Source organism: Pantoea sp. Ae19-2, assembly GCF_059801205.1.
Genome location: NZ_JBCHWE010000001.1, coordinates 1540725 through 1554563, shown reverse-complemented (window position 1 = coordinate 1554563; position 13839 = coordinate 1540725). Strand labels below are relative to the sequence as shown.

Sequence of the window (13839 nt, the reverse complement as noted above, 5' to 3'; positions counted from 1 at the left end):
TCATGCAGGGTACAGTGTTAGATAAAATCGTGAAAGACAAAGCCGTTTGGGTTGAGGCGCGTAAGCAGCAGCAACCTCTGGAGAGTTTCCAGCAGCGAGTGGCGCTTTCCAGCCGTAGTTTTTATGACGCACTGCAGGGCACCCGCACTGCCTTTATTCTGGAATGCAAAAAAGCCTCTCCATCCAAAGGGCTTATTCGTGATGATTTTGATCCTGAGATGATAGCCGGGGTTTATCGCCACTATGCCTCTGCCGTTTCCGTATTAACGGACGAGAAATACTTTCAGGGTGACTTCGCCTTTTTGCCCGTCGTCAGCGCAGCCATTACGCAGCCGGTCCTGTGCAAAGATTTTATTATCGATCCGTATCAAATTTACCTGGCGCGTTACTACCAGGCGGATGCCATCCTGCTGATGCTCTCTGTGGTTGACGACGAGCAGTATCGCCAGCTGGCCGCCATTGCGCACAGCCTGCAGATGGGCGTCCTGACTGAAGTCAGTAACGAGCAGGAGCTGGAACGCGCGATTGCGCTGGAAGCCAAAGTGGTCGGCATCAACAACCGTGACTTACGCGATCTCTCCATCGACCTTAACCGGACCCGTGAACTGGCCCCGCGCCTGGGCCCCGGCGTCACCGTGATCAGCGAGTCGGGCATCAACAACTACCGGGATGTCCGCGAGTTAAGCCACTTTGCGAATGGTTTCCTCATCGGCTCTGCGCTAATGGAAGAAGAGGATCTTCATGCCGCCGTGCGCCGCGTCACCTTAGGCAGCAATAAAGTCTGCGGTCTGACCCGTCCTGAAGACGCCTGCGCGGCCTGCGAGGCAGGTGCCATTTTTGGTGGTTTGATCTTTGTTGAAGGTTCGCCGCGTCAGGTTGATACCGAGCGTGCACGCGCGGTCATGGCTGGCGCACCGCTAAAGTATGTTGGCGTGTTCCGTGATGCCGCTATAAGTGACATTGTCACAAAAACAGAGGCGTTACAGCTGAGTGCCGTGCAACTGCATGGCGATGAAGACCCGGCCTATGTGGCTGAGCTTTATCAGGCGCTGCCAGAAAACGTGCAAATCTGGAAAGCGCTCAGCATCCAGACGGCCCTGCCCGAACGTCGCTGGCCCCATGTTGACCGCTATGTCTTCGATAACGGCAACGGAGGCTCGGGCCAGACATTTGACTGGTCGCTGCTAAAAGGACAGGACCTGAAGAATGTTCTGCTGGCAGGAGGACTGAGCGCTGACAACTGCGTCGAAGCCGCTCAGTTAGGCTGTGCAGGGCTGGATTTCAATTCGGGCGTGGAAAGCGAGCCGGGTATTAAAGACGCCAGCAAAATTGCCTCGGTATTCCGGACGCTTCGCGCCTACTGATTGACCTGGCCCGTGTGTTGACGGGCCAAAAAAAAGGATAGCAAAACATGACCTTACTTAATCCCTATTTTGGCGACTTCGGCGGCATGTATGTGCCGCAGATTTTGATGCCGGCCTTGAAACAGCTAGAAGAAGCTTTTGTCAGCGCGCAAAAAGATCCGGAATTCCAGGCTGAATTTACCGATCTGCTGAAAAATTATGCTGGCCGCCCCACAGCCTTAACCCTGTGCAGTAATCTGACCAAAGGGTCGAAAACCCGCCTGTACTTAAAGCGCGAAGACCTGTTGCACGGCGGCGCGCACAAGACCAACCAGGTGTTAGGGCAGGCTCTGCTGGCTAAGCGCATGGGCAAAAACGAAATCATTGCCGAAACCGGTGCAGGCCAGCATGGCGTCGCCTCTGCCCTTGCCTGCGCGCTGCTGGGCATGAAATGTCGCATCTATATGGGCGCCAAAGACGTAGAGCGGCAGTCGCCGAACGTCTTTCGTATGCGCCTGATGGGCGCCGAGGTCATCCCGGTGCACAGCGGCTCTGCCACGCTGAAAGATGCCTGCAACGAAGCGCTGCGCGACTGGTCAGGCAGTTATGAAACCGCTCACTATATGCTGGGCACTGCGGCGGGTCCGCACCCGTTCCCGACGATTGTGCGTGAGTTTCAGCGCATGATTGGTGAAGAGACCAAAAAGCAGATTCTGGAAAAGGAAGGTCGCCTGCCGGATGCCGTGATCGCCTGCGTCGGCGGGGGCTCCAATGCCATCGGTATGTTTGCCGACTTTATCGACGAAGAGAAGGTGAAGCTGATTGGTGTTGAACCGGCCGGACACGGGATTGAAACCGGCGAACACGGTGCACCACTGAAGCACGGCCGCGTCGGCATTTACTTCGGTATGAAAGCCCCGATGATGCAGACTGACGAAGGGCAGATTGAAGAGTCATACTCAATTTCAGCCGGACTCGACTTTCCTTCCGTCGGTCCTCAGCACGCTCACCTCAACAGTATTGGTCGGGCTGACTATGTTTCGGTAACCGACAATGAAGCGCTTGCTGCCTTTAAAACGCTGTGCCGCGCCGAAGGTATCATTCCTGCCCTGGAGTCGGCGCACGCGCTGGCCCACGCGCTGAGAATGATTAAGGCAGAACCCGAGAAAGAGCAGTTGATTGTCGTCAACCTTTCGGGTCGCGGTGATAAAGATATCTTCACCGTCCACGATATTCTGACTGCGCAGGGAGAAATCTGATGGAACGTTACGATCGACTGTTTTCACGTCTGGCAGAGAAGAAAGAAGGCGTGTTTGTGCCTTACATTACTCTGGGAGATCCTTCTCCAGACCTATCACTACGCATTATTGATGCCCTTGTTGAAGGTGGCGCTGATGCTCTTGAGCTCGGTATTCCCTTCTCTGACCCGCTCGCTGACGGACCAACTATTCAGGGCGCAGGCCTTCGCGCCTTTGCCGCTGGCACCACCACAACACAATGCTTTGAGATAATTGCAAGCGTACGCCAGAAATACCCTGAACTGCCGATTGGCTTGCTGATGTATGCGAATTTAGTCTTTAACAATGGCATCGAAGAGTTTTATACACGCTGTGAACAAGCAGGGGTTGATTCCGTATTAATTGGTGATGTTCCCGTAGAAGAGTCTGCCCCATTCCGCCAGGCTGCCATGCGCCACAACATCGCCCCTATTTTCTTCTGCCCGCCAAATGCAGATGATGAACTTCTGAGACAAATATCTTCACATGGTCGTGGGTACATTTATGTGCTTTCACGAGCTGGCATTACCGGTGCTGAAAATCGCGCCAACCTGCCTCTAAAGCATTTGATCGATAAAATGCGTGAGTACAATGCGCCGCCATCCTTACAAGGTTTTGGCATCTCCGAACCTTCTCAGGTGAAAGAAGTCATTGATGCAGGCGTGGCTGGGGCGATTTCAGGTTCTGCCGTAGTAAAAATTATCGAGAAAAACCTGGCTCAGCCCGAAGTGATGCTGAATGAATTAAAAGACTTTGTCTCAAGAATGAAAGCCGCCACCCGCTAATTCCCCACATGCCTTACCGCCCGGTAAGGCATGATTTCCCTGTTTTTTTTCATTCCCGGTTTGCTAATTTCGGATTTTCTGCACCACAATTAACAGGCGCCGTTATGGTAACGTCGCATCCAATTTGTGACAGGGAGAGAAGCAATGAAATGGTTTAAAGTGCTGGCAAGTGCCATGGTCGCGGCTGTTGTTGCATTAACACTGAGCGCCTGTGCGCCAACGCCAACTAAAGAAGGCACCGGCGGTTATATCGATGACACCGTCATCACCACGAAAGTAAAAGCAGAACTGTTAAAAGATGAGTCGCTGAAATCGACTGAAATCAACGTTGAAACCTTTAAGGGTAAAGTGCAGCTCAGCGGTTTTGTCAGCTCGCCGCAGATGGCTAACCATGCCGTCCAGGTTACCCGCAGCGTGGCAGGCGTAAGATCCGTCGTTAATAACATGCAAATTAAATAACGTCGGTTAAAAAATGTAGGGCCACGTTGACGTGGCCCTTTTTTTTATCAGAAACGGTAACCTGCGCCAAAGAAGAACACCCAGGGATCCACGCGCATATGGATATTCTGCTGCTGATCGCCCGCTTTGAATTTCACCTGCGTATCAATATCCATGTACCACAGGGAAGCGTTCAGCATCCAGTCGCGGTTGATCTGGTAATCCAGCCCCACCTGCCCGGCAACGCCCCACGAATCCTTCAGGCTGAGATCGCTCAAGCCCGCATCCCGTCCGGTCTGGTTAAAATCGGCATCATAGAAGGTGGTGTAGTTAACGCCGATGCCCACATAGGGACGCACCTGACTCTGGCTGTCAAAAAAGTAATACTGTGCCATCAGCGTGGGCGGCAGCTGACGTACCGTCGCCAGGGTGCCGGTTGGGCCCAGCCCGACTTTATGACGAAACGGCGTGGCGGCCAGAAGCTCAACCCCGATATTATCAGTGGCCATATAGGTAAAGGTTAAGCCCAGCTGAGTGTCGTTGCTTGCGCTAAACGGCCCCATTCCCAGCACATTGTCTGAGCCTTCGGTGGGTCGGACTGTGGCACTTCCTGCACGGACAAAGAAATCGCCCGCCTGGTGAGCCAACGCAAATTGCGGTAATGCAAGCGCCAGCAGCATGGCGCATTTAGCCAGTTTCATATTCACTCCTGTGAGAAATTGAATGCCTGCACTGAATCATTTTTTTGTCCGCACAGATTTAGCGCGATTCATTGTCAATTGCATCTAAATCAACCCGGAAAAATGATTTAAAAAACAATGAATTGATTCAAATCAATTTTGCGTGCTCTGGTGGTCGCTAAATATCCCTTGCCGAAACCGTAACGCCGCATTACTTTGCTGATCTCCCCAGACTGTTTTGCTTCGATGCCTCAGAGGTGGCGGGCGATCAAATGAGCGATACTCTCAACCCTTGTATTAGCTGTGGTGCCTGTTGTGCCCACTTTCGCGTCTCTTTTTACTGGGCAGAAGCCGATGACGCCGGGGGGCTGGTGCCAACGGAATTAACGGAGCCCCTGAGTCTGTTAATGCGGAATATGCGCGGCACGAACGATCGCACACCGCGCTGTGTCGCGCTCAAGGGCGATATTGGCGGCTGTGTTTCGTGCAGTATCTATGAAAACCGGCCTTCGCCCTGCCGTGAGTTTGAGATGTCTGGAGAACAGGGGGTTTGGAACGAAGGCTGCGACCGGGCCAGAGCGCGCTTTGGCCTTCCCGCACTTTTTCACCCATCTTTACCTGATATGACAGAAAGTTATCGGGTTGCGGGTGCCAGCGAGCCGTCAGAACATGTACAATCGCCGGGTTAATTAACCCGGTTCTTTCAAGGAGAGTACATGTCTATCACGGCAAGCTCGTTATACCGTGACACTGGAAATTTTTTTCGTCATCAATTGTTCACCCTGGTGCTGATGTCGCTGCTGACCGCGTTTGTCACGGTCATGCTGTTACACGTTCTGACGCCCGGTGACGATCAAATGGCGATATTGCAGCAAGGCGAAATTAGCAGTACCTCGCTGTTCGATATGGTGCAGAGCATGTCACCCGAACAGCAACAGGTGCTGCTGCGCGCTTCTGCAGCGGGAACGTTTGCGGGGCTGGTGGGGAATACGCTGCTGTTGGGCGGTATGCTGTGCCTGATTCCGTTGGTTTCGTCAGGCCAACGCGTAAGTGCGCTGCGAGCGATTGGCGCCTCTGCACCCTTGCTACCAAAGCTACTGCTGCTGACGTTTCTCGTTACCCTGGTGGCGCAGCTGGGCTTTATGGTACTGGTGGTTCCGGGCGTATTGCTGACCATTGTGCTGTCGCTGTCGCCAATCATTCTGGCGAGTGAAAAACTCGGCGTTATCGCCGCAATGCGCGCCAGCATGCGAATGGCCTGGAAAAACGTGAAGCTGATTGCCCCTGCCATTATCGTATGGTTACTGGCTAAGCTCGCCGTGATGTTTTTCTTTACCTCATTAACCCTGTTGCCCATGAATGTTTCAACGGTGATTTTCACCGCCATCGGTAACCTGGTTTCGACCCTGTTGGTGATTTATTTGTACCGGCTTTATATGCTGTTACGTTGATTGTCCGTGCGCCTTCCGGCGCACTGGCAGGCCATGCAGCCTTAACTGGAATGACTATGAAGCAGCTACTCGACTTTCTCCCCCTTGTTGTTTTCTTTATTTTTTATAAGTTGTACGACATTTTTGTGGCGTCGGGCGCGCTGGTTGTCGCGACCGGACTGGCGCTGGTTGCGAGCTGGGTGCTGTATCGCAAGCTTGAGAAAATGACGATTTTCACTTTCGTTCTGGTGGCCGTCTTCGGCACGCTGACGCTGGTTTTCCATAATGATGAATTTATTAAGTGGAAAGTCACCGTCATCTATACCCTGTTTGCGCTGGCGTTACTGTTCAGCCAGTGGTTCATGAAACAGCCGTTAATACAGACCATGCTGGGTAAAGAGCTGGAACTGCCTGACCACGTCTGGCGAAATCTCAACATCGCCTGGGCGCTGTTTTTCTTGATTTGTGGCCTGGCAAACATATATGTTGCGTTTTGGTTACCTCAGTCAGTCTGGGTTAACTTCAAAGTGTTTGGACTGACCGGCCTTACGCTGCTGTTTACGCTGCTGAGCGGCGTCTATATCTGGCGTAAGATGCCGCAACAAGAACAAAAATAAACCTGTTGTCCGCTCAGGCGGGCAACGTCTCTCTCAGACTTAAGAAACCAGAGCAATGGACGATAAACATAAATTGCCCAAGGGCGAAATGGTGATGCGCACCCTGGCGATGCCAGCGGATACAAATGCTAACGGCGATATCTTCGGTGGCTGGTTAATGTCACAAATGGATATGGGTGGCGCGATCCAGGCTAAAGAGATTGCTGAAGGCCGCGTCGTCACCGTACGCGTTGATGGTATGACCTTCTTAAAACCCGTCGCAGTGGGCGATGTCGTCAGTTGCTATGCGCACTGTATCCGCACCGGCAACAGCTCGATGACGATTAACGTTCAGGTATGGATCAAGAAGGTGTCATCTGAACCTATCGGGCAGACATATTGTGCTACCGAAGCCGTGTTTATTTACGTCGCGGTGGACAACGAGGGGCATCCTCGCCAACTGCCAGCAGGACGGGATAACCAGTCCTACCCTGCCTGATAACAGGTTTTCGGTGCTGAATCTGCCCTGCAGATAATTCCCTGTTGCCGTAAGCGACGCGCAGGTTGCGATCGCTCACGGCGCCACAAGCGCCCTTCAGACAGCCTTTCTCCGGCTATTCGATGCTGGCCCCGCCGTTAATTTTGAATACGATATTCATCGTCAGGCCGCTGCCTGGTTTTCCACTCTGATAACGCCACGTTCGCATGGCCTGCTTAACGGTACGTTCGAACATATTGCGCGGTTCGGCAGAAAGGATTTCGATATTATCGACCCGGCCGTCGCTGTCTACGTCAAATTTTACCCTGACGCGTCCTTCAACGCGCAAGGCCGCCGCCCGTGGCGGATAAGACGGCTTGCTGATATTAAGCGCTTTGGGCCCGGAGGAAACACTTTGCGTGGGTGCTGCCGACGGCGTACTTTTTGGCGCGGTGGCAGGCTTGCTTTGGGTGGCGGCCGTATCATGGCTGAACGGATTTGCCTGCGGTTTCACGTCCTGACGCGGTTTCACCTCGCGCTTGGGTTGTTCACGCTTAGGCTCGTGACGGGGCTTTGGCTTTGGCTTAGGCTTAGGTTCAGGTTTGGGGATCGGCACCGGTTCGGCTTTTGGCGGCTCTGGCGCAGGTTGAGGCTCCGGTACGGGTTCCGGTTCTGGCTGAGGCGTCGGTTGCGGCGCGGGTTGGGCGATTGCAGGTTCTGGCTGAACGGCCGGTGCAACCATCGTCACGCTAATCGGCTGTGATGCTTTAGGTAACTCAATGGTCTGATGAAAAGACGCATAAAGAACACCCGCAATGACTGCACCGTGCAGTGCAACAGACAAGATCATGGCGACAGGCGTGCGTTTCGGTAAGGGCATAGTCAGCGTGGTCATAGCAATCGCAGTAGTGAAATCAAGTCACGATTTTAAATGCAAATAGCAATCAGTTTCAATAACCTCCTTGTTTTGCGGCTAAAAAAGCCTGTTTAGCCCAATATGCTGCAGAGGCCATTGACGCAAGGTTTCGTTTGCACTCTACTTAACTATCCCTTACCGTGTTGCCAAATTTAAGAGTTAATGGGAGCGCCCAATTGCTTTACGTCATTTATGCTGAAGATAACGCCGATTCTCTGGAAAAACGCAACGCCGTGCGCCCCGCTCACCTGGCACGTCTGAAGCTGTTACATGAAGAAGGTCGGTTAATCGTCGCCGGTCCTATGCCTGCGGTCGACAGTAACGATCCGGGCGTTGCGGGCTTTACCGGTTCCACCGTCGTCGCCGAATTCCCGTCGCTGGAAACGGCGCAGGCCTGGGCTGCAGACGATCCCTACATCGCCGCCGGTGTTTACAAGCAGGTTAGCGTTAAGCCGTTTAAGCGCGTCTTCTGATTTAACTCCGCAGCCAAAAAAGAGCTTCCGGGCAGCCGCTCAGAAGCTTTTTTTTCGAGATGATATTTTATGCAATCGATTATTATCACCCTGTTGCTGGTGATTATGCTGTTAGTAGGTGCGGCGCTTTATCTGTGGCGAAAACACGGCTGGCGGAATAAAAAGCACCTGATCGTCATGCTGATCGTCCTGGCCGCTGCGGTACAGCTGGTTAACGTCAAGTTATTGATGACCGGGCATTAATGTCTCAGCCGCGCCGGGCGGCTGATCGATTACAGATTTTGTGTGATAAACAGAATCGAACGACGCTGCTGCTGCGCCAGTTGATGGCGAATTCCGTGAATCCGTTTATAGCGACGTGACTGCCCCTCAAGCCAGCGTGAACGTCTGCGCTGTACCTGACGTAACATTCTCCAGCGGGCCACTTCGTTTCTGCTTCGTCTCATCACTTCCTCTCTGGCATCAAACTCACGCGCACGCATTATAAAGATCTCTGAGCGAATGCCAAATCGGATCTCTCATTGAAACGCCGCTATTATTAAGGGTTTCGCTCCCCCTCATCTCCACGTAAACTTCTCTGACTCAAGCGCGAACAGGATGTCCACTTAATGACCACGTTTTACACGCTTATCAGTTGGTTGCTGTTGTTTGGTTACTGGTTACTGATTGCCGGGATCACGCTGCGCATCCTGATGAAGCGACGGGCCGTTACCTCAGCGATGGCATGGCTGCTGATTATCTTTATTCTGCCGCTGGTTGGCATCATCGCGTATTTGTCCTTTGGCGAATTACATTTGGGTAAGCGCCGCGCTGAACGCGCACGTACCATGTGGCCTTCCACCGCTCGCTGGCTAAATGATTTAAAGAAACGCAGCGAAATTTTCGCGACAGATTACAGCGACGTCGCACGATCGCTGTTTCAACTGTGCAACAACCGCCAGGGCATTGCGGGCGTAAAAGGCAATCAGTTGCAGCTTCTGACCAGCTCTGATGACGTCATGAAAGCCTTGATTCGCGATATCCAGCTGGCTCGCCACAACGTCGAGATGGTGTTCTATATCTGGAATCCGGGCGGTCTGGCGGATGAGGTCGCCGAGTCGTTAATGGCCGCGTCACGCCGCGGCGTTCACTGCCGCCTCATGCTGGATTCAGCGGGCAGCGTGGCGTTTTTCAGAAGCCCCTGGGTGGGCATGATGCGCAATGCAGGCATTGACGTCGTTGAGGCGCTCCAGGTGAGCCTGCTGCGCGTATTCCTGCGCCGTATGGACCTGCGTCAACATCGTAAAATGGTGCTGATCGACAACTATATTGCCTACACCGGCAGCATGAACCTGGTTGATCCGCGCTTTTTTAAACAAGAGGCCGGCGTAGGCCAGTGGGTTGACCTGATGGCGCGCATGGAAGGTCCGGTTTCCACCGCTATGGGAATTGTCTACAGCTGTGACTGGGAAATTGAGACCGGTAAGCGTATTTTGCCGCCGCCGCCAGACCGCAATATCATGCCCTTTGAACAGGAAAGTGGGCACACGGTGCAGGTTATCGCCTCCGGTCCCGGTTTTCCGGAGGATTTGATTCATCAGGCCCTGCTCACGGCGGTGTATTCAGCGCGTGAGCAGCTTATCATGACCACTCCCTATCTGGTGCCGAGTGACGATCTGCTTCATGCCATTTGCACGGCGGCCATGCGGGGCGTTAACGTGAGTCTTGTGGTTCCCCTTCACAATGACTCTTTGCTGGTCGGCTGGGCCAGCCGCTCCTTCTTTGGCGAGCTGCTTGAGGCAGGAGTAAAAATCTACCAGTTTGAAGATGGCCTGCTGCATACCAAAAGCGTGCTGGTGGACGGTCAACTGAGCCTGGTGGGAACCGTTAACCTGGACATGCGTAGCCTGTGGCTGAATTTCGAAATTACCCTGGCTGTCGATGATGCCGGATTCGGCAGCGATTTGGCCTGCGTGCAGGATGACTATATTGCCCGTTCGCGTCTGCTCGATCCCAAACGCTGGGCAAAACGTGCCTGGTGGCAGCGGATTGTCGAACGACTGTTTTACTTCTTCAGCCCTTTACTGTAAAACGAGCGAAATTACGAACTGCCCTTAGATAAACGGGACTGAGCATGGATCTGAATAACCGCCTGACAGAAGACGAAACGCTGGAACAGGCCTATGACATTTTTCTTGAACTGGCTGGCGATAATCTTGATCCGGCCGATATCATTCTTTTCAACCTGCAGTTTGAAGAGCGTGGTGGCGCAGAGCTGTTTGACCCTTCCGATGACTGGCAGGATCATGTGGATTTCGATTTGAATCCAGATTTTTTCTCAGAAGTGGTTATCGGTCTGGGCGAAGCGGATGGCGAACCTATTACTGATGTTTTTGCGCGCGTGCTGTTGTGTCGCGAAAAAGATCACAAGCTGTGCCATATTTTGTGGCGTGAATAGCGTAACACCATGAATATAAAGCCGGGCGATTGCCCGGCTTTTTGTTTTACAGCGGATCCACCTTCAGGCAGGACACCGCATGGCGGAAACTGCCTTCAAGCAGCGGTCGGGTTTTCGCACACTCAGGGCCGGCAATCGGACAGCGCGTCCGGAACACACAGCCGGAGGGCGGATTAATCGGTGAGGGTAATTCCCCTTCCAGGAGCTGGATTTGCTTATTCTTCTCCAGGTCCGGATCGGGAATCGGCACCGCCGACATCAGCGCTTTGGTATAGGGATGCTGCGGATTGGTATACACCTCGTCGTAGGTGCCCAGCTCCACGGCGTGCCCCAGATACATCACCAGCACGCGGTCGGAAATGTGTTTAACCACCGCGAGGTCATGGGCGATAAAAATCAGCGACAGGCCCATTTCACGTTGCAGTTGCTGCAGCAAGTTCACGACCTGAGCCTGAATGGACACGTCCAGGGCCGACACCGGCTCGTCGCAGATAATCAGCTTAGGCTCAAGTATCAATGCGCGCGCAATACCGATACGCTGGCACTGTCCACCCGAGAACTCGTGTGGATAGCGGTTGATCAGGTTAGGCAGGAGCCCTACCTTCATCATCATGGTCTTGACGCGATCTTTGACATCCTGACGCGACAGCTCCGGATGATAAGTGCGTAACGGCTCTGCAATGATGTCGCCGATGGTCATACGCGGATTCAGCGAGGCCAGCGGATCCTGGAAAATCATCTGGATATCGCTTCGCGCCTTACGCCACTCTTCTTCACTCTGCCCCAGCAGGTTACGCCCGAGCCATGAAACGCGGCCCTCGGTGGCTTTTACCAGGCCAATAATGGCCCGCGCCAGCGTAGACTTGCCGCAGCCGGATTCCCCGACGACGCCCAGGGTTTCACCTTCATACAGGCGCAGGCTGACACCGTCCACCGCCTTGAGAGATTTTGGCGGCTGCCAGAACCACTGCTTGCCATCCCTGATATCAAAATGGACTTTCAGATCGGCGATTTCGAGTAACACTTTCTTTTCTGCCAGGCTGCTCATACGAGTTCCTCCACCGGCTTAAAGCAGGCGCGCAAACGCCCTTCTGCAAAAGGTAACAGCGGCGGTGCGTTGGAGCAGATATCCATAGCGTGAGGGCAGCGCGGCTGGAAAGGACAACCCTGCGGCAAACGCAGCAGGTTAGGCGGATTACCCGGTATCGTCGTCAGACTTTCCCCTTCCGCATCCAGTCTGGGTACGGCGTTCAGCAAACCAATAGAATAGGGATGTGCGGGCTGATAAAACACATCACGGGCGCGGCCATATTCCATGGTGCGTCCGGCATACATCACCAGAACTTTATCGCAAATGCCCGCAACCACACCCAAATCGTGGGTGATCATAATGATCGCGGTGTTAAACTCGCGCTTAAGCTCATTCAGCAAGGTCATGATCTGCGCCTGAACCGTGACGTCCAGTGCGGTCGTCGGCTCATCGGCAATCAGCAGCTTAGGCCGACACATCAGGGCCATCGCAATCATTACACGTTGACGCATCCCACCCGAAAACTCGTGGGGATACATTTTCATACGTTTACGCGCTTCCGGCATTTTAACCGCATCCAGCATTCTTACTGACTCTTCAAATGCCTGTGCATTGCTCATCCCTTTATGCAGCTTCAGCACTTCCATCAGTTGCTCGCCGACCCGCATATAGGGGTTCAGTGACGTCATGGGATCCTGGAAGATCATGGCGATTTGCTCGGCACGCAGTCGGTTCAGCTGTTTCTCAGGCAAATTCAGGATCTCTTTACCGTTGAACAACGCCGAACCACCGATGCGCCCGTTGCTGGCCAACAGCCCCATTAACGCAAAGGCGGTCTGGGATTTACCCGAACCCGACTCGCCCACAATCCCTAAGGTTTCACCTGCCCGCAGTGAAAAGTTGAGATCGTTAACAGCGGTGACGTCACCATCGTGCGTGCCAAAGGTTACGCGTAAATCTTTTACTTCAAGCAGCAGTTCGCTTCCCGCGCGCGCAGCCTGAGCAGGCTGAAATTCATGAATAGTCATCGGGAAACTCCTTAACGATCTTTGGGGTCGAGGGCATCACGCAGGCCATCGCCAATAAAGTTGAAACAGAACAAGGTGACGACCAGGAACGTCGCCGGAAACAGTAACAGCCACGGCGAGACTTCCATGGAGTTCGCACCATCGCTGAGCAGTGCGCCCCAGCTACTCAGTGGCTCCTGCGTTCCCAGCCCCAGAAAGCTCAGGAAAGATTCAAACAGAATCATACTGGGCACCAGCAGCGAAGCGTAAACCACCACGACGCCCAGAACGTTGGGGACGATATGGCGCGTCACAATTTTCCAGGTGGAAACACCGCCAACGTGTGCAGCTTCAATAAACTCTTTGCGCTTCAGGCTTAATGTCTGCCCGCGCACGATACGCGCCATGTCCAGCCAGGACACCATGCCGATAGCGGCAAAGATCAGCAGAATATTGCGGCCAAAGAAGGTCACCAGCAGGATAACGAAGAACATAAACGGGAAGGAGTTAATGATTTCCAGAATACGCATCATCACGGAATCGGTTTTCCCGCCCAGATAACCCGCGATTGAACCGTACAAGGTCCCCACGATCACGGCGATCAGCGCGGCAGCAATCCCGACCATCAGTGAAATGCGCCCGCCAATGGCTACGCGCACCAGCAAATCGCGCCCTGAGGAGTCGGTGCCAAACCAGTGTCCCGACGTGGTATCGGGCGGTGATGACATCATTCCCCAGTCGGTATCGAAATAGGAGAATTGCGACAGCATAGGCGCGAAAATCACAAACAGCGTGATGAGCATCAGCACCATCAAGCTGATTAATGCGGCGCGGTTATGAATGAAACGACGACGGGCATCCTGCCACAGGCTTCGCCCTTCGACTTCCAGTTTTTCACTGAATGCATCAAGAGCTTCGCTATTTTTCTTACTTAACATCATGGCGAACT

18 protein-coding genes are annotated in these 13839 nt (G+C 53.5%); 12 read left to right on the top strand and 6 right to left on the bottom strand.

The window, feature by feature from the left end; genetic code table 11:
* Positions 1-2: 2 nt before the first annotated feature.
* The 4 genes from trpCF (at position 3) to AAIE03_RS07175 (ending at position 3864) form a co-directional block, all read left to right on the top strand.
* Positions 3-1364: a bifunctional indole-3-glycerol-phosphate synthase TrpC/phosphoribosylanthranilate isomerase TrpF gene (trpCF, locus tag AAIE03_RS07190; RefSeq protein WP_014593816.1), complete on the top strand. Its 1362-nt coding sequence runs from the start codon at positions 3-5 to the stop codon at positions 1362-1364.
* Between the two features lie 47 nt (positions 1365-1411).
* Positions 1412-2602: a tryptophan synthase subunit beta gene (gene trpB / locus AAIE03_RS07185; protein ID WP_013025946.1), complete on the top strand. Its 1191-nt coding sequence runs from the start codon at positions 1412-1414 to the stop codon at positions 2600-2602.
* Complete coding sequence (gene trpA, locus AAIE03_RS07180; protein ID WP_014605730.1) at positions 2602-3405, top strand: tryptophan synthase subunit alpha; 804 nt, start codon at positions 2602-2604, stop codon at positions 3403-3405. The genes trpB and trpA overlap by 1 nt, the downstream gene beginning before the upstream one ends.
* A gap of 144 nt (positions 3406-3549) precedes the next feature.
* A complete protein-coding gene (locus AAIE03_RS07175; protein WP_014605729.1) occupies positions 3550-3864 on the top strand; it encodes a BON domain-containing protein in 315 nt (104 codons plus the stop codon).
* 47 nt (positions 3865-3911) lie between these two features.
* Here the strand turns inward: AAIE03_RS07175 and ompW are convergent, their stop codons facing one another.
* On the bottom strand, positions 3912-4544 hold the full coding sequence (gene ompW, locus AAIE03_RS07170; RefSeq protein ID WP_014593818.1) for an outer membrane protein OmpW: 633 nt from the start codon (positions 4542-4544) through the stop codon (positions 3912-3914).
* Positions 4545-4795: 251 nt separating this feature from the next.
* Between ompW and AAIE03_RS07165 the strand changes: the two genes are divergently transcribed.
* Genes AAIE03_RS07165 through yciA form a run of 4 tightly spaced genes read left to right on the top strand, consistent with a single transcriptional unit; the run spans position 4796 to position 7048 of the window.
* On the top strand, positions 4796-5212 hold the full coding sequence (locus tag AAIE03_RS07165; protein WP_015700210.1) for a YkgJ family cysteine cluster protein: 417 nt from the start codon (positions 4796-4798) through the stop codon (positions 5210-5212).
* A gap of 27 nt (positions 5213-5239) precedes the next feature.
* A complete protein-coding gene (locus tag AAIE03_RS07160; protein WP_013025951.1) occupies positions 5240-5974 on the top strand; it encodes a YciC family protein in 735 nt (244 codons plus the stop codon).
* A 56-nt stretch (positions 5975-6030) separates the two neighbouring features.
* The gene (locus tag AAIE03_RS07155; RefSeq protein WP_014605727.1) at positions 6031-6570 is read left to right on the top strand and encodes a septation protein A; all 540 of its coding nucleotides are present in this window, start codon (positions 6031-6033) and stop codon (positions 6568-6570) included.
* Positions 6571-6625: 55 nt separating this feature from the next.
* Positions 6626-7048 (top strand): acyl-CoA thioester hydrolase YciA, encoded by a 423-nt coding sequence (yciA, locus tag AAIE03_RS07150; RefSeq protein WP_013025953.1) that lies wholly within the window; start codon positions 6626-6628, stop codon positions 7046-7048.
* 115 nt (positions 7049-7163) lie between these two features.
* Here yciA and tonB read toward each other — a convergent pair whose 3' ends face one another.
* Entirely contained in the window at positions 7164-7922 is a 759-nt protein-coding gene (gene tonB / locus AAIE03_RS07145) for a TonB system transport protein TonB (RefSeq protein WP_013025954.1), read from the bottom strand.
* Between the two features lie 197 nt (positions 7923-8119).
* Here tonB and AAIE03_RS07140 point away from each other — a divergent pair, with 197 nt between their 5' ends.
* Together AAIE03_RS07140 and AAIE03_RS07135 are read left to right on the top strand one after the other, a co-directional pair.
* On the top strand, positions 8120-8416 hold the full coding sequence (locus AAIE03_RS07140) for a YciI family protein (protein ID WP_014605725.1): 297 nt from the start codon (positions 8120-8122) through the stop codon (positions 8414-8416).
* A gap of 69 nt (positions 8417-8485) precedes the next feature.
* Positions 8486-8659, top strand: a complete 174-nt coding sequence (locus AAIE03_RS07135) for a hypothetical protein (RefSeq protein ID WP_013025956.1) — start codon at positions 8486-8488, stop codon at positions 8657-8659.
* A 29-nt stretch (positions 8660-8688) separates the two neighbouring features.
* Here AAIE03_RS07135 and AAIE03_RS07130 read toward each other — a convergent pair whose 3' ends face one another.
* Positions 8689-8862 carry a YciY family protein gene (locus tag AAIE03_RS07130; protein ID WP_006119368.1) on the bottom strand — a complete coding sequence of 58 codons (174 nt, stop codon included), beginning with the start codon at positions 8860-8862 and terminating at the stop codon, positions 8689-8691.
* Between the two features lie 162 nt (positions 8863-9024).
* Between AAIE03_RS07130 and cls the strand changes: the two genes are divergently transcribed.
* Positions 9025-10485: a cardiolipin synthase gene (cls, locus tag AAIE03_RS07125; RefSeq protein ID WP_013025958.1), complete on the top strand. Its 1461-nt coding sequence runs from the start codon at positions 9025-9027 to the stop codon at positions 10483-10485.
* 38 nt (positions 10486-10523) lie between these two features.
* Positions 10524-10853 (top strand): HI1450 family dsDNA-mimic protein, encoded by a 330-nt coding sequence (locus AAIE03_RS07120; protein WP_196492568.1) that lies wholly within the window; start codon positions 10524-10526, stop codon positions 10851-10853.
* A 46-nt stretch (positions 10854-10899) separates the two neighbouring features.
* Here the strand turns inward: AAIE03_RS07120 and oppF are convergent, their stop codons facing one another.
* The 3 genes from oppF to oppC are packed head-to-tail and all read right to left on the bottom strand — an operon-like array spanning position 10900 to position 13831.
* Positions 10900-11901, bottom strand: a complete 1002-nt coding sequence (gene oppF, locus AAIE03_RS07115) for a murein tripeptide/oligopeptide ABC transporter ATP binding protein OppF (RefSeq protein WP_013025960.1) — start codon at positions 11899-11901, stop codon at positions 10900-10902.
* Positions 11898-12911: an ABC transporter ATP-binding protein gene (locus AAIE03_RS07110; protein WP_013025961.1), complete on the bottom strand. Its 1014-nt coding sequence runs from the start codon at positions 12909-12911 to the stop codon at positions 11898-11900. Before AAIE03_RS07110 ends, oppF begins: the two co-directional genes overlap by 4 nt.
* An 11-nt stretch (positions 12912-12922) precedes the next feature.
* Positions 12923-13831: an oligopeptide ABC transporter permease OppC gene (oppC, locus tag AAIE03_RS07105; protein WP_498562903.1), complete on the bottom strand. Its 909-nt coding sequence runs from the start codon at positions 13829-13831 to the stop codon at positions 12923-12925.
* Positions 13832-13839: the final 8 nt, after the last annotated feature.

Coding starts and splice junctions, on each gene's coding strand:
- AAIE03_RS07155 (WP_014605727.1), top strand. CDS start 6,031: ATGAAGCAGCTACTCGACTTTCTCCCCCTTGTTGTTTTCTTTATTTTT.
- AAIE03_RS07130 (WP_006119368.1), bottom strand. CDS start 8,862: ATGAGACGAAGCAGAAACGAAGTGGCCCGCTGGAGAATGTTACGTCAG.
- oppF (WP_013025960.1), bottom strand. CDS start 11,901: ATGAGCAGCCTGGCAGAAAAGAAAGTGTTACTCGAAATCGCCGATCTG.
- AAIE03_RS07165 (WP_015700210.1), top strand. CDS start 4,796: ATGAGCGATACTCTCAACCCTTGTATTAGCTGTGGTGCCTGTTGTGCC.
- AAIE03_RS07110 (WP_013025961.1), bottom strand. CDS start 12,911: ATGACTATTCATGAATTTCAGCCTGCTCAGGCTGCGCGCGCGGGAAGC.
- AAIE03_RS07160 (WP_013025951.1), top strand. CDS start 5,240: ATGTCTATCACGGCAAGCTCGTTATACCGTGACACTGGAAATTTTTTT.
- yciA (WP_013025953.1), top strand. CDS start 6,626: ATGGACGATAAACATAAATTGCCCAAGGGCGAAATGGTGATGCGCACC.
- tonB (WP_013025954.1), bottom strand. CDS start 7,922: ATGACCACGCTGACTATGCCCTTACCGAAACGCACGCCTGTCGCCATG.
- ompW (WP_014593818.1), bottom strand. CDS start 4,544: ATGAAACTGGCTAAATGCGCCATGCTGCTGGCGCTTGCATTACCGCAA.
- trpCF (WP_014593816.1), top strand. CDS start 3: ATGCAGGGTACAGTGTTAGATAAAATCGTGAAAGACAAAGCCGTTTGG.
- cls (WP_013025958.1), top strand. CDS start 9,025: ATGACCACGTTTTACACGCTTATCAGTTGGTTGCTGTTGTTTGGTTAC.
- trpB (WP_013025946.1), top strand. CDS start 1,412: ATGACCTTACTTAATCCCTATTTTGGCGACTTCGGCGGCATGTATGTG.
- AAIE03_RS07175 (WP_014605729.1), top strand. CDS start 3,550: ATGAAATGGTTTAAAGTGCTGGCAAGTGCCATGGTCGCGGCTGTTGTT.
- AAIE03_RS07135 (WP_013025956.1), top strand. CDS start 8,486: ATGCAATCGATTATTATCACCCTGTTGCTGGTGATTATGCTGTTAGTA.
- oppC (WP_498562903.1), bottom strand. CDS start 13,831: ATGATGTTAAGTAAGAAAAATAGCGAAGCTCTTGATGCATTCAGTGAA.
- trpA (WP_014605730.1), top strand. CDS start 2,602: ATGGAACGTTACGATCGACTGTTTTCACGTCTGGCAGAGAAGAAAGAA.